Annotated in this window: 21 protein-coding genes and 1 pseudogene; 7 read left to right on the top strand and 15 right to left on the bottom strand. The window is 63.9% G+C overall.

Features of this window, described 5'->3' with window-relative positions; all coding sequences use genetic code 11:
• Positions 1-2 precede the first annotated feature (2 nt).
• Positions 3-212 (bottom strand): DUF2842 domain-containing protein, encoded by a 210-nt coding sequence (locus tag MJ956_RS07620; RefSeq protein WP_253963887.1) that lies wholly within the window; start codon positions 210-212, stop codon positions 3-5.
• Positions 213-362: 150 nt separating this feature from the next.
• Between MJ956_RS07620 and MJ956_RS07625 the strand changes: the two genes are divergently transcribed.
• Both MJ956_RS07625 and MJ956_RS07630 read left to right on the top strand, forming a co-directional pair.
• A complete protein-coding gene (locus MJ956_RS07625; RefSeq protein WP_423724815.1) occupies positions 363-1,451 on the top strand; it encodes a COX15/CtaA family protein in 1,089 nt (362 codons plus the stop codon).
• A gap of 70 nt (positions 1,452-1,521) precedes the next feature.
• Positions 1,522-2,901: an HD-GYP domain-containing protein gene (locus MJ956_RS07630; RefSeq protein ID WP_253963888.1), complete on the top strand. Its 1,380-nt coding sequence runs from the start codon at positions 1,522-1,524 to the stop codon at positions 2,899-2,901.
• Positions 2,902-2,935: 34 nt separating this feature from the next.
• Here the strand turns inward: MJ956_RS07630 and argC are convergent, their stop codons facing one another.
• From argC to MJ956_RS07665, 7 genes are all read right to left on the bottom strand, one after another.
• Complete coding sequence (argC, locus tag MJ956_RS07635) at positions 2,936-3,991, bottom strand: N-acetyl-gamma-glutamyl-phosphate reductase (protein ID WP_253963889.1); 1,056 nt, start codon at positions 3,989-3,991, stop codon at positions 2,936-2,938.
• Between the two features lie 148 nt (positions 3,992-4,139).
• Positions 4,140-5,282, bottom strand: coding sequence for a DegT/DnrJ/EryC1/StrS family aminotransferase (locus MJ956_RS07640; protein ID WP_253963890.1), 1,143 nt, complete (start codon positions 5,280-5,282; stop codon positions 4,140-4,142).
• Between the two features lie 159 nt (positions 5,283-5,441).
• Complete coding sequence (gene speB / locus MJ956_RS07645) at positions 5,442-6,404, bottom strand: agmatinase (RefSeq protein ID WP_253963891.1); 963 nt, start codon at positions 6,402-6,404, stop codon at positions 5,442-5,444.
• 159 nt (positions 6,405-6,563) lie between these two features.
• Positions 6,564-7,871 (bottom strand): O-antigen ligase family protein, encoded by a 1,308-nt coding sequence (locus MJ956_RS18895; protein ID WP_253963892.1) that lies wholly within the window; start codon positions 7,869-7,871, stop codon positions 6,564-6,566.
• 226 nt (positions 7,872-8,097) lie between these two features.
• Complete coding sequence (gene rpsI, locus MJ956_RS07655; protein ID WP_253963893.1) at positions 8,098-8,574, bottom strand: 30S ribosomal protein S9; 477 nt, start codon at positions 8,572-8,574, stop codon at positions 8,098-8,100.
• On the bottom strand, positions 8,574-9,038 hold the full coding sequence (gene rplM, locus MJ956_RS07660) for a 50S ribosomal protein L13 (RefSeq protein WP_253963894.1): 465 nt from the start codon (positions 9,036-9,038) through the stop codon (positions 8,574-8,576). Before rplM ends, rpsI begins: the two co-directional genes overlap by 1 nt.
• A 185-nt stretch (positions 9,039-9,223) precedes the next feature.
• The gene (locus MJ956_RS07665; protein WP_253963907.1) at positions 9,224-9,685 is read right to left on the bottom strand and encodes a PaaI family thioesterase; all 462 of its coding nucleotides are present in this window, start codon (positions 9,683-9,685) and stop codon (positions 9,224-9,226) included.
• 134 nt (positions 9,686-9,819) lie between these two features.
• Here MJ956_RS07665 and MJ956_RS07670 point away from each other — a divergent pair, with 134 nt between their 5' ends.
• Both MJ956_RS07670 and MJ956_RS07675 read left to right on the top strand, forming a co-directional pair.
• Positions 9,820-10,638: an enoyl-CoA hydratase gene (locus MJ956_RS07670; RefSeq protein WP_253963895.1), complete on the top strand. Its 819-nt coding sequence runs from the start codon at positions 9,820-9,822 to the stop codon at positions 10,636-10,638.
• Positions 10,635-11,165 (top strand): CoA-binding protein, encoded by a 531-nt coding sequence (locus tag MJ956_RS07675; RefSeq protein WP_253963896.1) that lies wholly within the window; start codon positions 10,635-10,637, stop codon positions 11,163-11,165. The genes MJ956_RS07670 and MJ956_RS07675 overlap by 4 nt, the downstream gene beginning before the upstream one ends.
• Positions 11,166-11,210: 45 nt before the next feature.
• On the opposite strand, the gene MJ956_RS07680 is transcribed toward MJ956_RS07675, so the two are convergent.
• Complete coding sequence (locus tag MJ956_RS07680) at positions 11,211-11,600, bottom strand: response regulator (protein ID WP_253963897.1); 390 nt, start codon at positions 11,598-11,600, stop codon at positions 11,211-11,213.
• Between the two features lie 49 nt (positions 11,601-11,649).
• Complete coding sequence (locus tag MJ956_RS07685) at positions 11,650-13,152, bottom strand: sensor histidine kinase (protein ID WP_253963898.1); 1,503 nt, start codon at positions 13,150-13,152, stop codon at positions 11,650-11,652.
• Positions 13,153-13,485: 333 nt separating this feature from the next.
• Here MJ956_RS07685 and MJ956_RS07690 point away from each other — a divergent pair, with 333 nt between their 5' ends.
• Positions 13,486-14,769, top strand: coding sequence for an O-acetylhomoserine aminocarboxypropyltransferase (locus MJ956_RS07690; RefSeq protein ID WP_253963899.1), 1,284 nt, complete (start codon positions 13,486-13,488; stop codon positions 14,767-14,769).
• Between the two features lie 141 nt (positions 14,770-14,910).
• A complete protein-coding gene (locus tag MJ956_RS07695) occupies positions 14,911-15,258 on the top strand; it encodes a cupin domain-containing protein (RefSeq protein ID WP_253963900.1) in 348 nt (115 codons plus the stop codon).
• Positions 15,259-15,372: 114 nt separating this feature from the next.
• Here the strand turns inward: MJ956_RS07695 and MJ956_RS07700 are convergent, their stop codons facing one another.
• The 3 genes from MJ956_RS07700 to MJ956_RS07710 form a co-directional block, all read right to left on the bottom strand.
• Complete coding sequence (locus MJ956_RS07700; protein ID WP_253963901.1) at positions 15,373-15,606, bottom strand: hypothetical protein; 234 nt, start codon at positions 15,604-15,606, stop codon at positions 15,373-15,375.
• A gap of 34 nt (positions 15,607-15,640) precedes the next feature.
• Positions 15,641-16,657, bottom strand: coding sequence for an SOUL family heme-binding protein (locus MJ956_RS07705; protein WP_253963902.1), 1,017 nt, complete (start codon positions 16,655-16,657; stop codon positions 15,641-15,643).
• Between the two features lie 384 nt (positions 16,658-17,041).
• Positions 17,042-17,845 carry a metallophosphoesterase gene (locus MJ956_RS07710; RefSeq protein WP_253963903.1) on the bottom strand — a complete coding sequence of 268 codons (804 nt, stop codon included), beginning with the start codon at positions 17,843-17,845 and terminating at the stop codon, positions 17,042-17,044.
• Positions 17,846-17,987: 142 nt separating this feature from the next.
• Between MJ956_RS07710 and MJ956_RS07715 the strand changes: the two genes are divergently transcribed.
• Positions 17,988-19,595 carry a putative bifunctional diguanylate cyclase/phosphodiesterase gene (locus MJ956_RS07715; RefSeq protein WP_253963904.1) on the top strand — a complete coding sequence of 536 codons (1,608 nt, stop codon included), beginning with the start codon at positions 17,988-17,990 and terminating at the stop codon, positions 19,593-19,595.
• Between the two features lie 30 nt (positions 19,596-19,625).
• On the opposite strand, the gene MJ956_RS07720 is transcribed toward MJ956_RS07715, so the two are convergent.
• Both MJ956_RS07720 and MJ956_RS07725 read right to left on the bottom strand, forming a co-directional pair.
• On the bottom strand, positions 19,626-20,522 hold the full coding sequence (locus MJ956_RS07720; RefSeq protein WP_253963905.1) for a LysR family transcriptional regulator: 897 nt from the start codon (positions 20,520-20,522) through the stop codon (positions 19,626-19,628).
• A gap of 59 nt (positions 20,523-20,581) precedes the next feature.
• A pseudogene (locus MJ956_RS07725) lies at positions 20,582-20,706 on the bottom strand (thioredoxin-disulfide reductase); the annotation flags it as partial.

Consider the following 20,706-nt stretch of genomic DNA (forward strand, 5'->3'; position numbering starts at 1 on the left):
CGCTATCGACGCGGTGCCGACTCCATCCACTTGATGACGACCATCGCCGGAACCACCCACAGAATCCCGCTGAACAGGAAATAGGCGAGATGGACCCAGCCGCTCGACTCGGCCAGGTACAGGGTGGCGAAAGCGGTGGCCAAGATGGCGTAGACGACGACGAGCGTCAGCAGGATGATCGCCCCGACGAGTTTCTTGATCCTGACCGACATGTCACGTCTTTCCAACTTGCGGCCCGACGAGGGGAGATGTTCCCGGGCGATGGGTTTCTCTATGGCGGTTTCGCCCAGGTATTTCCAGCGGGGCGGCCGCGACCTTGCCGCCCTTGATTGCGCCGGACTTTCGGTGCAATGGCATGCGGCATGACGACCCTGGCCCAGTTTGACAGCGCGCCGTTCGCGGCGAACCCCATCATGCGCAATCGGGCGGCCATCCGCCTGTGGCTCTATACGGTCGCGGCGCTGGTCTTCGCGCTGGTTCTGGTGGGCGGCGCCACCCGTTTGACCGATTCCGGCCTGTCGATCACCGAATGGAAGCCGATCCACGGGATCATTCCGCCCCTGTCGGCGGCGGAATGGCAGGAGGAGTTCGAGCTTTACAAACGCATTCCCCAGTATCAGGAAATCAATCGGGGCATGAGCCTCGATGACTTCACGACAATCTTCTGGTGGGAGTGGGCGCATCGCTTCCTGGCCCGGGCGGTCGGCTTCGTCTTCGCGGTGCCGCTCGCCTTCTTCTGGCTGACCGGCCGCATCGAGCCGTTCCTGAAGCCGAGGCTCCTGGGTATTCTCGGTCTTGGCGCGCTACAGGGGGGTGTCGGCTGGTGGATGGTGGCGTCGGGCCTCAGCGTCAGGACCGATGTCAGCCAGTACCGGCTGGCGACGCATCTGATCATCGCCTGCCTGATCTTCGCGGCGACGATCTGGGTGGCGCGAGGCCTCGCCCCCAAACGCTACGAGACGCCGCCGTCGCGCGCTTCCGCGACGGTCGCCGGTGTCATCGTGCTCGCCAGCCTGGCGCAGATCTATCTGGGCGCGCTGGTGGCGGGGCTGAACGCCGGCTTCACCTTCAACACCTGGCCACTGATGGACGGCGCGCTGGTTCCGGACGGTCTTTTCGTCATGCAGCCGGCATGGCGCAATTTCTTCGAGAACGTCATGACGGTGCAGTTCATCCACCGGATGGGAGCCTATGTCCTCCTCGCCATCGTCGCGCTCCATACCGTCGCCGCGGTCACGCAGGCGCCGGGGACACGCCATGCCAGACGCGCTGTCGTGCTGTTCGTGCTGGTGCTGGCGCAAGCGGCCATCGGCGTCGTGACGCTGCTGCTCGCCGTGCCGATCAGCTGGGGTTTGATCCACCAGGCGGGCGGCATGGTGGTTCTGGCCGCCGCCGTCGTCCATGCGCGGGCACTGGTCGGCGAATATCGAGAGCCGGCGATATCGAATTGATATGGGTCGCTTCGCGGAGCGTTAACCGGCAGCGTGTCAAGGTTCATCGAGGTGATCGAGGTGAACCGTGATGGATGTCGCGATACAGTCGAATGGAGACCGCCTTTCAAAGGCTGAACTGGTCAGTGCCTTGAGCTACGCGCTCGATCTGACCGAAGGCCAGCCGGAAGGTCATAGCGTCCGTTGCTGCTGGATCGGAATGAATGTCGGGCGAGAGCTCGGCCTGTCCGACGGCGAGATGAGCGATCTCTATTACACGCTCTTGCTCAAGGATATCGGTTGCAGCAGCAATGCCGCGCGCATCTGCCAGCTGTTTTTGACCGACGACATCGCGTTCAAGCGCGACATCAAGATCGTTGACGACAGCCTGCCGCAGATGCTTCGTTTCGTCCTCAAGCATACCGGGTTGAAGGCCAATCTCGCCGAGCGATTCCGGACCATGGTCATCGCTTTGGCCCAGGGCGAGAAGGTCGGCCGCGAACTGATCGAGACCCGCTGCCATCGCGGTGCCGACATCGTCCGGCAGATGCGGTTCTCCGAAGCCGTGGCCGGCGGCATTCTCGATCTCGACGAGCACTGGGACGGGAACGGGCAGCCGCAGAGGCTGAGCGGCACTGCTATTTCCCTGTTCGGACGTATCGCTTTGCTTGCCCAGGTCGTCGACGTCTTCCGTACGAGCGCCGACGCAAACTTCGCTGTCAGGGAAGTCGAAAAGCGCAGCGGACGGTGGTTCGATCCGGAACTCGTCGCGGCATTCGGTAAGGTGGCGGTGCGAAAAAACTTCTGGTCGACCCTCGCATCGCCCGAAATCGAGCCGATCGTCATCAGCCTTGCGCCAGGGAACGATGCCGAAGCGATCGACGAGGATTTCCTCGACAATATCGCGGAGGCCTTTGCCCAGGTCGTCGATTCCAAGAGCCCCTTCACGCATGGTCATAGCGAGCGTGTGGCGCTGTTCACCGATCTCATCGCGGTGGAACTCGGTTTCGACGCCGAGCACAGGCGCTATCTGAAACGCGTGGCGCTGCTACACGACATCGGCAAGCTCGGCGTCTCCAACCAGGTGTTGGACAAGCCGGGGAAACTGGACGACGCGGAATGGGCGGCCGTCAAACGCCATCCCGCCTTCAGCGAAGAGATCCTGGCCCGCGTCAGCGTGTTTCAGGATCTTGCGCGGATCGCGGGTGCCCACCACGAGCGGTTGGACGGCAAGGGCTATCCGCGCGGCTTGAAGGGCGACGCGATCTGTTTCGATACCCGCATCCTGACGACCGCGGACATCTTCGACGCCATGACGGCGGATAGGCCCTATCGCAAGGCGATGCCCGTGTCGAAAGCGCTCGACATCATGCGCGAAGGGGTCGGGACGGCCACCGACGCCCGCTGCTTCCAGGCGCTGGAGGCGGTGGTGGCAAACTTCGACGCGGTTCTGGCGCCGCATCGCGATTGAGACAAGGCGGTCACCGGTCGAGGATTTCAAGCCTCTAGGGAAACAGCGGCAACTGCTCGATGCCCGTCGTCTCGTCGATCCCGTAGGCGACGTTGAAGTTCTGGATGGCTTGGCCGGCCGAGCCCTTCACCAGATTGTCGAGGGTTGAGATCACGATCGCCCGCCCGGGAATGCGGTCCGGCACGACATTGACGACCACGTAGTTCGAGCCGCGCACCATTTGCGTCCGCGGCAGGACATCTTCGTCTGCCACCGTCACGAAGGGTTCGCCGGCATAGGTCTCGAGGAGATGATGACGCAGATCGCGCGCGCTCGCCCCATCCGCCAGCCGGACGTAGCTGGTGCAGAGTTCTCCCCGGCTCATCGGGATGAGATGCGGCGTGAAATTGACCCGCAGATCAGGAACGCCGGCTGCGGTGCCGATTTCCTGTTCGATCTCGGCCATGTGCCGATGCTTGCCGACGGCGTAGGGTGAAAGGCCTTCGCCCGCCTCGCAGAACAGCGTGTTCTCCTTCAGGCTCCGCCCGGCGCCCGAAACGCCCGACTTGGCGTCGATGACGATGTCCGACGCGTCGATCATCGCCGCCTTGGCGAGCGGAACGAGAGCCAGGAGCACGGCGGTCGGATAGCAGCCGGGGCAGGCGATCAACCGGGCCTCGCGAATGGCGTCGCGATAAAGCTCGGTCAGACCATAGACCGCTTCGCCCTGAATGTCGGTCGCCATATGGTCGAGCCCATACCACTCCTTGTAGACGGCCGGGTCGCGCAGCCGGAAATCGGCCGACATGTCGATGATCTTCGTCTGCGGGTGCTTTTCGAAGATCTCCTTGGTGATCGCCTGGGTCGTGCCGTGGGGAAGGCCGCAGAATACCGCGTCGACCTCGTTCCAGGGCGCGTCCTCGATAGTCACCAGATCGGGCAGCTCGATATGCGAAAGATGCTGGAAAACATCGCGCATCGGCTTGCCGGCGTGACTGTTGGCCGTGAGGACGGCGATTTCCATCGCCGGATGGCGGGCGGCCAGACGCACCAGGTCCGCGCCGGTATAGCCGCTCGCGCCGAGCACGCCGATCCTGATCTTGTCGGCCATCCTGACTCCCCTCGATGTTTTCACGCGCCCGTTCGCGCGCGGAACCGCGCATTTGGGTTGCCGGGACGGTTTAGCTGATTCGACCGTCGCGTCCAGACCCTGAACCGACGTCAACGGCAAGCGAGGAAAGAGAAATCGCCGGGCGCGGTCAGGCGGCGAGCGCGGCCGCCAGCTTCTCGACGATGAAGTCCTGCGTCTCCTCGGTGAGATAGGCGTGCATCGGCAGGCTGAGGACGTCCCGTGACAGCGCGTCCGACACCTTCAGTTCGCCATCGACGACCGGAAAGGACTGGTAGGCGGTCTGGCGATGCAGCGGTTTGGGATAATAGATCGCCGTCGGCACGCCGTCCTCTCGCAGGCTTGCCGCAACCGCCGCCCGATCGACCCCCTCAGGCAGGCGAACGGTATATTGGGCCCATGTCGAAGTGGCGTCGCGCAGAAGCCTCTGCGGCATGACGAGGTTGGAGAGTTTTTGCGAATAGCGCGACGCGATGCGTCCGCGCGCCGCGATCTCGTCCGGGAAAATCGCCAGCTTTTCCAACAGGATGGCCGCCTGAAGCGTATCCATCCGGCCGTTCATGCCGATGCGGATATTGTCGTATTTGTCCTCGAAATTCTGGCCATGGACCCGCAGCGACGCCATGATCGCGGCAAGCTCCTCGTCGTCGGTCTGGACGGCGCCGCCGTCGCCGTAACACCCGAGTGGCTTGGCCGGGAAGAAGCTGGTCGACACGACATGCGACCACTTGCTGGACAGTTCGCCGTCGATGGTGCCGCCATAGCCCTGCGCGGCATCGGATATGAGCTTCAGCCCGTGCGCGTCGGCGATCTGCCGGATCGCCGGATAGTCCGCCGGCTGGCCGAACAGATCGACCGCGATGATCGCCCTCGGGACGAGGTCGTCCGCCGCGTTCGCCTCGGCGATGGCGGCCTTGAGGCTTGCCGGGTCCATGTTGAAAGTCTGCGGATCGACATCGACGAAATAGGGCGTCGCACCAAGCCAGGCGACCACTTCGGCGGTCGAGGCGAAAGTGAAGCTCGGGCAGAACACGGCATCGCCGGGCCGGATGCCCCAGGCCATCAGCGGCAGCGCCAGCGCGTCGGTGCCCGAGGCGCAGGACAGCGTGTGCGCCATCTGACCGAAGCGCGACAACTCTGCTTCCAATTCGCGTATCTCGGGACCCATGACAAAGGCGCCGTGATCGAGCACGGCGGCCATGCGCCGGTCGATCTTATCGCGAATCCTGTCGCGCTGGGTGGCGAGATCGATGAAGGGAATGTTTGCGGTCATGGGGCCTGATCTGAAAAGGAATCGCCCGTCGACCGGGCGTTCGCGGTGGTGACCGAAAAGCCGGTGACAGGCCATTCAAGATTCATGTCAGCGTCTTACGCAGGACTTCGTTCGTATGACGACGGAAATTCGGCGAAGCGATGACCGCTGCCGCCCGGGTCATCGCGCGTGCTGATCCGCCAGGATGCCGAGGAGATACATCGCGACGGTGGCGCCGGCGATCGCCGTGACGTCGCCCTGATCATAGGGGGGCGACACTTCGACGACGTCGGCGCCGACGATCGGAAGCTTCCTCAAATGATGCAGGACGGCGAGCATTTTGGCGCTGGAAGGCCCCCCGGCGACGGGGGTGCCGGTTCCCGGCGCGAAGGCCGCGTCGAGGCAGTCGATGTCGAAAGTCAGGTAGACATTCGCCCCCCGCGTCCGCTCATAAATGCGCTCGGCGATCGCCGCGCTTGTCATCTCCTCGACCGCGTCGCCGTAAAGGATTTCGATGCCGCAATCTTCCGGCGCATGGGTGCGGATGCCGATCTGGATCGATGTCGCCGGGTCGATCAGTTCCGCCTCGACGGCCGCCTTGACGAAGGAGCCGTGATCGACCCGCATTCCGCCGTCGAGCCCGGCGGCCACCGGCCAGGTATCCTGATGGGCGTCGAACTGGACCAGCGACAATTTGCCGTGGCGCGCGACATGAGACTGAAGCAGCGGAAAGGTGATCGAGTGATCGCCGCCCAAGGTCAACAGGAAACCGGTCTTCTCAAGCAGCGAAGCGGCTTCCGTGCGGATCGCGGCGTGGGCGGTTTCCGGCAGGCGATAGTCGAGGCGGCAGTCGCCATAGTCGACGGCGCGCATCGTCTCGAACAGGTCGCGGTGGAAGGGGTATTGCGGGTCGTTGTCGAAGATCGCGGAGGCGCGGCGCAGCGCCTGTGGGCCGAAGCGGGCGCCGGGCCTGTTCGATACCGCCGAATCGAACGGCACCCCCCAGATCGCAACGTCGGTTCCCTGGACCGCTTTGGTGAACCGCCGCCGCATGAAGGACAACGCGCCGGCATAGGTCGGGTCGCCGGCGGCGCCGGTCAAGGCGCCATCCGAAAATGCGTGGTCGATGCTGTTGCCGGCCATACGGTTCCTCTCTCAGGAACTGACAAGGGCGGCGCGCGCCCGTCGCGGCACCATCCCACTCGGCTGGCGATATGGGGTCGCGGTCGGCGAATGCGAGGCCGAAGCTGCCAGAACCCTCGGCCTGAGACGGCGCTCTCGCCCACATGATGCAACACGGCGTCAGGGTTCGGCGGTCATCCGGCTGGTGAAGCGGAGGCCGACCACGGCGATCCACGCCAGCAGCCAGGCCTGCTTTTCCCGGTCGAAGAAGAAGCTTTCCAGCGCCGCGTTCAGCAGCATGAAGCCTAGCACCATGACAAAGAAATCGGCGAGGCGCTGGTTTTCGGGGTCCGGCCGGCACCGCGCATAGTCGATGAGTGGAAAAACCAGCATGACGAGAAGTACGATGGCGACTGCCGGCCAGCCAAGCTCCAGAACCACATCCAGGTAGCTGTTGTGGGCGTTGGCGGCGCCGCGCATGTCCCAGCTGAGCTCGAACGGCTTCTCCGAGTATTCGACGCCGGCCGAGCCCCAGAAACTTTCGTAGCCATGTCCGGTCCAGGGCAGGGGGGCGGCGAGGTCCAGCGCAAACTTCCACAGATCGGTGCGGCCGGTGAAGGTCGTTCCGGGAATCAGCCCGTGCAGGAGGTCGCCGAAGATAGGGACGATCACGGCGCCCACGGTCAACGCCAGCAGTCCGGCGACAGCCGCCAACAATGCGAGGGCGGTGCGCCCGCGTCCGACCAGCCGGGGCCCCAGCAGCGCCAGCAGGACCACTGCGGGGGCCAGAGCGAGCGACGTCTTCGAGCCGGTCTTGAAGAGGAAAAGCAGCGCTAGCGCGGTCAGCGTCAGACCGATCGTGGTGCGTCCGCTACGCAGCAGGTAGATGCCCGCGAAGACGATCATCGCCATCACCGGGCCGGCGATGTTCTTGTGGGCATAGATGCCGCGCCACAGGCCGGCATGCTCGGCTTCCACTTCCGCGGCGGTGTGGATCGCGCGGGCAGGAAGGGCGAAGATGCCGGCATAGCTGAGCGCCAGTACCGCGGCGCAGGCGAATATCAGAGCCGCCCGGAAGCCCCGGACATCGGGCGGCAGGGTCAGCACGCCGGTGGCCGCCAGCATCGTCGCCATCGTGAAGAACATCGCCCGAATGCCCTGCTCCGGCCAGCCGGCGCCCCAGAGCGACAGCGGCAGGGGCAGCAGCAGCAGAACCCACCACGGATTGAGGAGTGCCTTCAGCATGCGAGGATCGGTGACCACGACATGCGTGGCGAGAACGAAGGCGGCGAGCAGCGAATAGCCGTAGCGATTTAGCAGGACGCTGTCGGTGCGGGAAATCTCGGGTGGAAAGGGATTGAAGGAAATCAGCAGTGCCGCCAGCACTCCCGCCGCGGCCCAGATCCGGGCCAGCCGGAGGAGATCGGCCTTGGTGTCCTGCCGGTGACGGCGAGCGACGGACGGTTCGAAGCTGGTTTGTATCGACACGATGCCTTTTGGATCCCACTCTTTGACAGGCGCGATGCCTCGTGTTTCCAGAGTGTTATGGGTCAGCCGGGCGCTTCGGCCAAACCTTTCGTCAAGGCTTGGTTAAGCATAAAGATTAGCGCAATCTTTTACGGCCTCGCCGTTCCGGCCAACAAAAAAGCCGCCGGGCGGACCCGGCGGCTAGCTTTGCTGATAAGGGACGACGCGCCGTCGCCGGAGCGCTTGATCAGCGCTTGGAGAACTGGAACGACCGGCGGGCCTTCGCCTTGCCGTATTTCTTGCGCTCGACCGTACGCGAGTCACGAGTCAGGAAGCCGCCCTTCTTCAGAACCGAGCGCAGGCCCGGCTCGTAATAGGTCAGCGCCTTGGAAATGCCGTGGCGCACCGCGCCGGCCTGTCCCGAAAGACCGCCGCCGGCGACCGTCGCGATGATGTCGAACTGGCCGTCGCGGCTGGCCGCGACGATCGGCTGGCGCAGCACCATCTGCAGCACGGGACGGGCGAAATAGGTGGCGAAATCACGCTCGTTGATGGTGATCTTGCCGGTGCCGGGCTTGACCCAGACGCGGGCGACTGCGTCCTTGCGCTTGCCGGTGGCGTAGGCGCGGCCATGCTGGTCGAGTTTCTGGACGTGAACCGGAGCTTCCGGCTGCACCGCGGCTTCGGCCGAGCCGAGTTCTTCGAGCGAAGAGAGCTGGGACATTATGCGGCCCTCGAATTCTTGGAGTTCATGGCCCGGACGTCGAGCGTCTCGGGGTTCTGCGCTTCGTGCGGATGCGTGGCACCGGCATAAACGCGCAGGTTCTTCAACTGCTGGCGCCCAAGCGGGCCGCGCGGCAGCATGCGCTCGATCGCCTTTTCGACGACGCGCTCGGGAAAGCGCCCCTCGAGGATCTCGCGCGCCTTGCGCTGTTTGATGCCACCGGGATAGCCGGTGTGCCAGTAATACGTCTTGTTGGCGTATTTCTTGCCGGTCAGGACGATCTTGTCGGCATTGACGATGATGATGTTGTCGCCATCGTCGACATGCGGGGTGAAGGTCGGCTTATGCTTGCCACGAAGGCGAAGCGCGACGAGGGAAGCGAGGCGGCCGACGACGAGCCCTTCGGCGTCGATCAGAATCCACTTCTTCTCCACCGTCTCGGTCTTCTGCGAGAAGGTTTTCATGGGTTGCCCCTGGGTGTTGGTGAGCATCGAGGCAAACCTTCGCAGGCCGCCCTAAGAAAAGAGCGACCCACGGCCGCTCCTCATGGGGCGTGACATACGGCGCGACGAAGCTGCTGTCAACGCGAAAACGCATCGGCTGATGATCCCGTAAGCCCTGATAGGCAGGGGCTCAAGCATTGACGGTATCATACTACCGGGTCCTTTTCTTGTTCGGCTCCCGCTGGGCGCGGCGGAATCGAATAGGTGGCGACCGCATGGGCGAGAACGTCGTCGCCGCCCGCGTCATGGCCTTCGTTGGTCATCGCCTCCTCGACCACGGCGAGGCGCCGGCCGAGCTTGAGGATGCGGGCGCTGCCGACCAGGGGACCGGGCTCGGGCTTGCGCAGAAAATTGATCGACAGATTCGTCGTGACCGCGTGCGCGACCGGGCCGATATGAGCCAGCACCGCGACATAGGCCGCCACATCGGCGAGCGTGAACAGGGTCGGGCCGGAGACGGTGCCGCCGGGCCGAAGGTGGCGATCGCCGGCCAGCAGCCGCATCGCCACGAGGCCGGGCTTCACCGCGACGATCGAGAAGCCGCCATCGCGGCCGCCGAGCTGCGGAAACTCGCTTTCCAGGAATGCATCGAGCTCCTGGACAGTCATGACTGGTTGCAACCGGCGTCTCCCCTCGGGTGTCGTTCGTTTGGCGTCCTTCCGATGGCACGAAGCGGCGCCATGATCTAGATAGGGCGAGGCTACGGCCGGCCGATGCGCCACCATGCGAACGAGGAGCGGACATGGCAGACATTTTCGAACTCAACGATACCCGGACGCATCCGGTGGACGTCCAGCGCGCGCCGGGGCTGACCCGGATCGTGTTGTCGAGCCCACCGGCGAATGCGCTGTCGATGGCCATGATGGAGGCGATCCTGTCGGCCTTGCGGGATGCGGCGGCTGACAAGACCAACCGCGTCGTTATCATCGCCGCCGAGGGCAAGCTCTTCTCGGCCGGGCACGATCTGAAGGAACTTACCGCAAGGCGCGGCGACGCCGATCGCGGCCGCGCTTTCTTCGCGGCGACCATGCGCAAATGTTCCGAACTGATGCAGGCGATCGTCCGCCATCCGACGCCGGTGATCGCAGAGGGTGCCGGCCTCGCGACGGCCGCCGGCTGCCAGCTCGTTGCCTCCTGCGATCTCGCCATCGCCTCCGAGGAGGCGCATTTCTGCACGCCGGGCGTCAATATCGGCTTGTTCTGCTCGACGCCGATGGTGGCGCTGTCGCGCAACCTTTCCCGCAAGCACGCCATGGAAATGCTCTTGACCGGCGAGACGATCGACGCGCGCACCGCGCGTGAATTCGGCCTGATCAACCGGGTCGTGCCGCCGGAATATCTCGGCACCATCGTCGGCAAATACGCCACGACCATCGCGTCGAAATCGCCGGTGACGGTGAAGATCGGCAAGGAGGCCTTCTACAGGCAGGCGGAGATGGGGCTCGCCGACGCCTACGACTATGCCGCCAGCGTCATGACCGAAAACATGCTGGCCAGGGACGCCGAAGAGGGGATCGGGGCATTTCTCGAAAAGCGCAAACCGGAATGGAAAGGCGAATGAGCGCCGCCCCGCTCGCCTATCCCGACGCGACGATCCGCGACGTTCTCGACGGGGTGAAGACCATCGCACTGGTCGGCGCCAGCGCCAAGGCCGTGCGGCCCTCCTATTTCGTGCTGAAATACCTGCTGGCGAAGGGCTACCGGGTCATTCCAGTCAATCCGGGCCTCGCCGGGCAGGATCTGCTCGGCCAGCGCTGCTACGCAGATCTTTCGAGCATTCCCGAGCCGATCGACATGGTCGACATCTTTCGCGGCGCCGACGCCGTGCCGGGGATCGTCGATGAGGCTCTTTCGCTCAATCCTTTGCCGAAGGTGATCTGGATGCAGCTCGGCATCCGCCATGAGGAAGCCGCGGCGAAGGCGGAAGCCGCCGGACTTACCGTCATCATGGATCGGTGCCCGAAGATCGAATATGCGCGCCTGTCCGGCGAGATCGGCTGGAACGGCATCAATTCGCGGGTGCTTTCGTCGAAAAAGCCGGTGATGGGCAAGGGCTATCAGAGTTTTGGACTGAATCCGCGGCGATAAGATGCGGGAAAGGGCTGGTCGCCGGGAGCGGAGACCGGTGCGGGTCTAGGCCGCCAATTTGCGCGCCACTGTCTCGAGCGCCTTGCTCATGGAGCCGGTTGCGTAAGGCTTGGCGAAAAACTGGCCGTTTTCCGGAAGCTCGTCTTCCTGGACCCGACGGTAGCCCGACGCGACGATTATGGCCACAGGTGGCCAGCCGTCGCTGACCGCCCGGGCGAGTTGCAGGCCATTCATGGAGCCCGGCATATCCACATCGGTAAACAGCAGCCGGATTTCCGGGTGGGCGTTCATCAGGCGCATCGCCTGACCCGCGTCCCGAGCTCCATAGACGAGGAAGCCGGCACCTTCCGCCAGATCCATCGCGTCCATCAGCAACAGCGGGTTATCCTCGACCACCACAGCCGCATATTTGATGCCTTGCGAAACGCCGGCCATTCAATTTCCAAACGCAATATGCCGGTTTAAGCTTATCCGGTTTCCAAACTCAATATGCCGGTTCCAGGGTGAGTTCACCCTGCAGCACAAACCGGCACCCCTCGGCCGGAAATGTCAGCGTCGCCTCCCCATCAAAGTACGGCGCGACGATTCGTTCCAACAATTTGGAGCCAAATCCGGCTCGTGTCGGTAAAGCTACGGGTGGCCCGCCTGTCTCGATCCAGTCGAGGCGGAACTTGCCGCTCTCCGAGACCGACCAGACGATCCCGAGCCGGCCGCTGGAGTTGGCGAGCGCGCCGTACTTGGCGGCATTGGTCGCCAGTTCATGGATGGCCAGCGACAAGCCGAGCGCCTGTTGGGACGTCAGCATCAGGTCCGGACCAGCAATGGTAATTCGTCCCTCTCCCGTCCGATGGGCATTCAGGGAGTGGGTGACGACATGCTCGATCCGCGCGCCCGTCCAATGGGTTTGCGTCAGGATATCCTGCGCGTCGGCCAGGGCACGGATCCGGTCGAAGATCGCTTCCTCGGCGTCCTCGATCGGCGTCGCCCGGAAGGTCTGGCGTATGATCGACTGGACCATCGCCAGGGAATTCTTCATGCGATGGGAAAGTTCCCGCGTCGCCGTCGCGCGCTGCTCGTCGAGCTGATGCTGCTGGGTGCGATCACGAAGCATCTTCAGGTAGCCGACATGCACGTCGGCCTCGTCGAGAAGCCGCATCATCTCGCCCGATGCCCAGAAATGCGAGCCGTCCTTGCGAAGATGCCAGCGCTCGTCGGGGCCGCGGCCGGACTCGCGCGCCGCGAGCATCTCCTGCTCGGCGATGTTCTCTTCCTTGTCGCCATCGGTAAAGAAGACGTCGGCGGCCTGGCCCAGCATATCCTTCTCGGTCCAGCCGAAAATGTTCTCGGCACCCACATTCCAGGATGTGACATTGCCATCGAGATCGAGGGTAATGATGCCAAAGTCCAGCGCGCTGTTGACGATCTGGCGGTTCCGGGCATCGAGCACTTGCGCCTGTTTCAGCCAGCGATCGCGTTCGGCGACCGACCTGCGCAAATCCAGCTGGGTCATCGCTTGCCTGGCGATCAGGCGCAATGTGCGGATCTGATGCTCATCGAGTTCGCGGGGCTCGTAATCGAGGACGCACAAGGTGCCGATCGGCAGACCCTCCGCGGTCTTCAACAGAGCCCCTGCGTAAAATCGCAGGCCCGGCTCGCCGGCGACAAGCGGGTTGCCCCGGAAACGCGGATCCGCCGCGGCATCCGGAACGATCATCAGATCCTCGGCCAGAATCGCATGGCCGCAGAAGGAAGTCTCGAGCGGCGTCTCGCGTACGCCCAACCCGACTTCGGCCTTGAAGAACTGCCGGTCGGTATCGACCAGATTGACGACCGCGATCGGGGTCGAGCATACCTCTGACGCCAGTTGCGCCAGGTCGTCGAAATCCGCCTCTCGTGGCGTATCGAGAACGTTATACGCGTGGAGAGCGGCGGATCGCCGGGACTCTTCCTGGTGACGATCCGGTCGTACGATCTGATCCTTAACCACAGCGCTTCTCTGAGGGGTAGACGGTGCTAATCTATAGAAGGCCGAAGGGTGATTGCCTACCCCGCCCAACCGTTCCTTCAGGCAATGGGGAAAGGATAGTGATTTTTGGCCTGTCGCCCACGAGTTGCGACCGGTGGCGTCCCGCTTCGGACCAGCTGGGGCGGCGACCATCACATTTCGGCAATTCGGATTCTCGCCTTGCTCGATTGGCTGCGCGCGCCGGAAAACCGGTTGACGCTTCCCTCGCGGCGCTCGGCGCGCCGTGCTATGGCCTCGCCGGCACGATGTCGGGAGCCGGCCGAACAACGACCGCCGGCGAGATAAGCAGGGAGCATGAGAATGAGCGGACCGGGGTTCGAGACACTAGCCATCCATGCCGGCGCCCAGCCGGATCCGTCGACGGGCGCCCGCGCGACCCCGATCTACCAGACCACCTCCTTCGTCTTCGACGATGTCGACCATGCCGCGTCGCTGTTCGGGCTGCAGCAGTTCGGCAACATCTACACCCGCATCATGAATCCGACCCAGGCCGTGCTCGAGGAACGCGTCGCCGCCCTCGAAGGCGGCACCGCGGCCCTGGCGGTGGCGTCGGGGCACGCCGCCCAGCTCATCGTCTTCCAGGCGCTGATGCAGCCGGGCGACGAGTTCGTTGCCTCGCGCAAGCTCTATGGCGGCTCGATCAACCAGTTCGGCCATGCCTTCAAGTCCTTCGACTGGCGGGTCAAATGGGCCGACCCGGACGATGTGGCGAGTTTCGAGGCGGTGATCACCGACAAGACCCGCGCGATCTTCATCGAATCCTTCGCCAATCCCGCCGGCGCCGTGGTCGATATCGCCGCAGTTGCGGCGATCGCCCAGAAGCACGGCATCCCGCTGATCGTCGATAACACGATGGCGACCCCGTATCTGTGCCGGCCGATCGAGCACGGGGCCGACATCGTCATCCATTCGCTGACCAAATTCATGGGCGGACACGGCAACTCGATGGGTGGCGCCATCGTCGATGCCGGCACCTTCGACTGGTCGGCGAGCGACCGCTATCCGATGCTGTCGCAGCCGCGAGCAGAGTATAACGGCATCGTCCTGCACGAGACCTTCGGCAATTTCGCCTTCGCCATCGCGTGCCGTGTGCTCGGCCTGCGCGACCTCGGCCCGGCGATCTCGCCGTTCAACGCCTTCATGATCCTCACCGGCATCGAGACGCTGCCGCTGAGGATGCAGCGCCATTGCGAAAACGCGCTCAAGGTGGCCGAGCACCTGAAAGGCCACGACAAGGTGAGCTGGGTGTCCTACGCGGGTCTCGAAGACGATCCGAACCACGCGATGATGAAGAAATACGCGCCGAACGGGGCGGGGGCCGTCTTCACCTTCGGGCTGAAGGGCGGCTTCGAGGCGGGCGTCGCCTTCGTCGAGGCGCTGGAGCTATTCTCCCATCTCGCCAATATCGGCGATACCCGCTCGCTGGTGATTCACCCGGCGTCGACGACCCACAAGCAGCTCGCCGACGAGCAGAAGACCGCCGCCGGCGCCGGGCCCGATGTGGTGCGGCTGTCGGTCGGGATCGAGAATGTCGCCGACATCATCGCCGATCTCGATCAGGCGCTCGCCAAGACCTGACGCCGCCGCTGGTTTCGAGCCTGGACCTGAAACGGCCGCCCATGAGGCGGCCGTTTCGGCTTTCTCGTCCATGGCGGAACGAGCGCCACCGCCGCGCATTCCTGCCGGTCCGATAGTCTTTTGTTCCTGCAAGGATCCGATATGGCCGACCATTTCCTGAAATTCGACAAGGACGGTATCGCCGTCGAGGCCGGAGCGCCGGTCAAGGAGAAAATCAAGAGCGGTCGCCCCACCAACAAGACCTGGAACATCGAGGACGATGGTAACGGCCTTTACGCCGGCATCTGGGAATCCACCGCCGGCGAGTGGGAGATCGAGTATACGGAATGGGAGTTCTTCCACATTCTGCAAGGCGTATCGGTCTTGACCGAAGATGGCGGCGTGCCGGTCAAGCTCGTCGCCGGCGACAGCTTCGTCATCCGCCCCGGCTTCAAGGGCCGCTGGAAGGTCGTCGAGCCGACCAGGAAGCACTACGTCATCAAGGTTTGAGGCGAAGGATGGGGCAGCAAGCTCGCCTGTCCGTGGGCGGTGGCGATTGAACGGAAAAGGGCCCGCGCTATGGCGAACCCTTTTTTGCCGTTGTCGTCGACGGGGAAAGCGCCGTTACTTCTCGTCCATTTTCCGGAACGCCTCGAGCGTGTCCTCATCCGGCTCGCGCTTGGCCTCCGCCTGGGTTGTGCGCTGGTTGTGTTGATCAACCTGGTTCTTCGCCTGCAACGCATTGTCGCCCATCCGTTCGGAGGCGATCTGGTCCTCGCTGAGGATAGCCGGATCCGTCGTTCCAGCGGGCATGTCGCCACCTTCTGGCGCGGTCTTGCGATGGTTGTCCTGGGTCATTGTCGTCTCCTTTGCAATCGATGGTCGCGGCGTCTCAGCGTTCGATCTCGATCAGGATTTCGTTGCGCTTCATGAAGCCGGGCGTCCAGGGCGGATTGTAGAAGGCGTATTCGGGATCGCTCTTCTGCTTCAAATTGTTGTCGGCAAGATAATTGTAGAGACTCATCAGGTGCTTGCTGGCGAGCGTCGCATTGAAGTTGCCGGAAAAGCGGATGGCCGCGATGCGACGGGCCTGGACTTCCTTGAGAGCGACATCGCCGTTGCCGGGTTCGGGAAGGCTGGCCAGGGTGAATTTCTTCGGCATCACGAAACGCACGGCCCAGCCCTTGGTCCGGCCGTTGCCTTCGGCCAGCTGCTGGGTCACGGGTGTGGTCATCTTGATTTTCTTGCCGGGGCGCGTGCGGGCGAAAATATAGTCGGCCAGCGTCTGGAAGCCCGCGCGGCGCGCCTTCTCATGATAACCACCCTTGACGGTCTCGGCGACGATCATCGCATCATAGTCGCGGATTTCGATCGGCCCGTCCTCGCGGACCACGTCATAGTCGGGTTCCTCGGTGTGTTCCTGCACCTTCTTGGTGACGAAATAGGCGGTGCCGACAACGGCAACCGCCCCGCCCACCACGAGGAGCGCGGTCAACTCCGGCCGGTCGCGCAGATAATCGATGCCGCGCTGGGTCTGCGCGCCACGGCGAAAACTCGTCGCGCGGGGCAGCCGGAACTCGGGAAGATGCCTGCGACCCTCGCTCAGATAGCCGCGCGCGCCCTCGATCCCTTCGCCAGCCTCGTCGCGAAGCGAACGCATGTGGCGGCGGGCCTCCGAGCCCGATGGTATCGACAGGGCGGTCAAAAATTCCGGCATGTAGCGTGACAGGCCCGTCGGCTCGGCGTGAAACGGCAGGTGCCGCGAGATCGATCGCCGCATGCGTTCGGCCCGCGATGGCCGGGGATCGAAACGGTCGACGACCCGCCCCTCGAGCTCTTCAATGCGTTCGCCGATATCGGCCAGGGCGTCGGAAATGCGATCGTAGGCGGTGGGCTTGTCGCGAAACATGGGCTGGGACTCCTGCGGTCGTCTGTTGGGCTGCGCCGACTCTAGCTCCGGGCATCTAGGTCATGCCGATCGGGCGGTGGCGCAAGAGCATTCGCTGCGTTAACGCCATCATGCACGGTTGGTTGCGTCTGCTAACGACTTTGCCGCCTGTGTGAAAGTGCCCGGCGGAATGTCGGCGCGACCGCCGCGTGGCAGGTGGTTTATTTTCGCAAGCAGTGCAACCAAACCGGTGCTAACGCATTTGCAGGACATCGGGTTTTTCATGACCTGATACTCCAGCCAAAATTCGGGCGGCCATGTGCCGCCCATTTTTTTGCCTGCCGCCGCCGGCCGGTCCGTGTGCCGTCGCCCGTCATTGCGGCCGACCGCGTCTCCGTGACAACCTCAAGATCGATCGGCCTGGCGTGACGGAGCATCGAGGATCGTGCCGAGACCCCGGTCCAGGCGGGTCGGTTCGACCGCCGCGAAGCCACCTTCCGCGGTGGCGGCGAAAAACGCGAGCCCATCACTGTCCCGATCGATCACCACGGCCGAGAGACGGCCGGTGAACACGGCACCGGTATCCATCGAGATGCGATTCTCGGTGACGACCGGACGTCCGCCTTTCTGCGGCTGATGGCCATGCACGACCACGTGGCTGAGCCGCCCCACATGATTGAGGAAGGGCGCGCGGATCCACAGGCAGTCGTGTGGGTCCTGCCAGTCGACCGGCCGGCGTGGATCGATCCCGGCATGGACGAAGACGAAGCTGCCCTCTACCGTGATCGTCGCGGCGCGGGACAGGAGTTCCCAATGCTCCGGTCGATCCCGCAGGATGCGGTGTCGGATGGCGTCGAGATCGCGGTCCGCCGTGGCGCCATAGGAGGCGAGGGTGGCGGCGCCGCCCTGATCGAGCCAATTGTCGGTCGCGTCGCCATCGAGTTCATCTTTGAGAAACTGCAGCAGCCACCAATCGTGATTGCCGAGCAGCAACCGGGAATTCGGATGAGCCTTGATTGCGTCGCCGACGAGATCGAGGGCGCCGCGGCTGTCGGGTCCCCGGTCGACGATGTCGCCGAGGAAGACGATCTCCATGATTGCCTTCCGGCTTGCCGCGACGGTCTCGAGCCCCTGAAGAAGCGTCGACAGCAGCCCAGCCGTACCGTGTACGTCGCCGATGGCCGCGATCACGGATGGATAAGGCGACATGGCGGATACTCCGTTAATGAGGCGAGCTATGTTTTCCGGTGGGCGTTAATCGGCTCGAAAGCAGACCAGCCTACATTGGTGTCACTCCACCCCGGATTGCGGATAAGGCTCTGTCAACTCTTCGAGACACTGGATCGCGGACGTGTTCTTTTTCAAGCCGTCGAACAACTTCCGTCTGAATCCGTCGGAGCGGGCCTATGGGCTGGCCGGACTGGGCCTGGGCACCCTGTTCGCCGTCACCGGCCTGTTGATCGATATGCAGGTGCGTCGCTGGCAGGGGCTTGCCCCCGGCCTTGGTGCAACCTTTACCGCCACGGCGATGCACGTCATGGCGCTGTCGGCGCCGCTCGTGATGGGGCGGATATTTCTGGAGATCGGTCGCCGCCAGAGCAAGCTGGAGGATCGTCTTCGGCAAATGCATCAGAGCGAGGCGTTGACGCGTGAGCAGGCCCATTGCGATGCCGTGACGGGCCTGTTCAACCGCTCCTACCTCACCAGACGGCTGGAGGAGGGGATCGCGAGCCGGCTGTGGCAGAAGCGCGGCGCGCTTCTCTACATGCTCGACCTCGACAAGTTCAAGAAGATCAACGACACCTTCGGTCATCGCGCCGGCGACGTGGTCCTGATCGAAGTAGGCCGGCGATTGCGCGAAGCGTGTATCGGCGACGATATTCCTGTGCGGCTCGGTGGCGACGAATTCCTGGTCGTGCACTTTCCACGACCCGGCGAGAGCGCCGAGGATTTCGCGAAAACCCTGATCGAGAGCATCGGACAGACCATCGACTTCGAGAATGTGCCGCTGACGCCCGGACTCAGCATCGGTGTCGCGCGTGTCGGCGAGGATGGCCGGACATGGTCCGACGCCATGCGTTCGGCTGATATCGCGCTCTATCGAGCCAAGTCGAGATATGCCAACGCGTTCGAGATCTATCGGCCCGAGATGCGACGTGCCAAGGATGCGGAGGCCGAACTCGTCGGTGAGATGAAGCGTGGCCTCGATCGAAACGAATTCGTGCTGCAATTCCAGCCGATCATCGCGGCACGCGGTGGCGGCATCCGAAGTTTCGAGGCTCTTGTCCGCTGGAACCATCCGCGGCGGGGCCAGCTGGCACCCGCCGAGTTCATCCCGGCGGCGGAAAATTCAGGGCTCATCTTCCACCTGGGTAACCGGGTGCTGCTCGATGCATGCGCGGCGGCGGCCAGTTGGACGGCCCCGGTCGGCGTCGCGGTGAACCTGTCGCCGATCCAGTTCCAGGACGGGCAATTGGCAATGCGGGTGCGCGAGGCATTGGAGGCGAGCGGCCTTGCGCCTCATCGCCTTGATCTCGAGGTCACGGAGTCGCTCCTGCTCGACCCGACCCCGACCGTCATTCGCATGATCGCCGAACTTCGCGCGCTCGGCGTCAAGATCACCATGGACGATTTCGGAACCGGCTTCTCCAGTCTCGGCAATCTCAGGCGGTTTCGCTTCGATCGCCTGAAGATCGATCGCTCCTTCACCGAGGAACTGGCATCGGGCGAGGAGACGGCCGAGATCGTGCGCACCATCGTTCGCCTGGCGGCGACGCTGCGCATGGAGACGGTGCTAGAAGGGGTCGAGAACGAGCGCCAGGAGGTCTTCGCCAAGCTCGAGGGTCTCGACGAAGTGCAAGGCTTCTTTTATGCCAAGCCGATGAACGGCGACGCCGTCAACCGGCTTCTGGCCGAGCGTGCCGAAGGTACGCGTCCGGCCGACGAAAATGCGGCCTGAGCCGTCATCCGGCGTATCGCGGCAGCTCCCTCAAAAGGCCCAGGTGCGCGCCTTCGAGATCAGGAAGTCGCGGAAAACCTTGAGCTTCGCGGCGTTGCGCATCTGCTCGGGGTAGCAGAGATAGGTGTCGAATGTCGGCATCTCCATCTCCGGCAGCACCTGCACCAGCTTGGCCCGCTTGTCGATCATGTAGTCCGGCAGCAGCGCCACGCCGATCCCGCTCTCGATGGCCGAGCGTATGGCGATCAGATTGTTGATCTGCAGGATCGGGTGGCGCGCCTTGCCCTCGGGAAGGCCGACCGTTTCGAGCGTGTTCAGGTTGCGCAGATAGTTCGGAGCCGGTTCGCCGAAGGTGATGATCCGGTGCTTGTCGAGATCCTCGATCGTTTCCAGCGGCCCGAAGCGCGCCAGGTAGGACGGCGCGGCGTAGACGTGAAGATGCACGGTGAACAGGCGGCGCTGGATCAGATCGGGCTGCTGCGGCTGCCGCAGGCGGATCGCCGCGTCCGCCTTGCGCATGGTCAGGTCGATCTCCTCATTGTCGAAGACCAATTGCAGCTCGAGTTCGGGGTAAAGCTCGAGGAACTCCTTCGAGCGTTCGGTCAGCCAGCCGGAGCCGAGGCCGACTGTCGTCGTCACGCGCAGCTTGCCGGTCGGTTTCTCGCGGGTTTCGGTGAGCTGCATGCGCACCTGTTCCAGCCGCTTGAGAACGTCGTTGGCGGTCTGAAACAACAGCTCGCCCTGTTCCGACAGCACCAGGCCGCGCGCGTGCCGGTGAAACAGCGGCGCGCCGATCTCGTGCTCCAGAGCGGCGACCTGCCGGCTGATCGCCGACTGGCTGAGGTTGAGAGCGTCGGCGGCGTGGGTAAACGAGCCGGCTTCCGCGGCCGCGTGGAAAATCCGCAGTTTGTCCCAGTCGAGCGCCATGGGGTATCATCTCCAGACGGCTGTGGAGCGAGACGACCTAAGGCGCCCGCCCGCTGCCGCTATTCCGCCGCTTGGCTTTCGGTGTCGAGCGCCTGGGCGGCGAGCCATTTCTCGGCTTCGAGGGCGGCCATGCAACCGAGACCGGCGGCGGTCACTGCTTGGCGATAGACCTCGTCAGCGACGT

It is taken from the genome of Aurantimonas marianensis, from assembly GCF_024195285.1.
Taxonomy (GTDB): domain Bacteria; phylum Pseudomonadota; class Alphaproteobacteria; order Rhizobiales; family Rhizobiaceae; genus Aurantimonas; species Aurantimonas marianensis.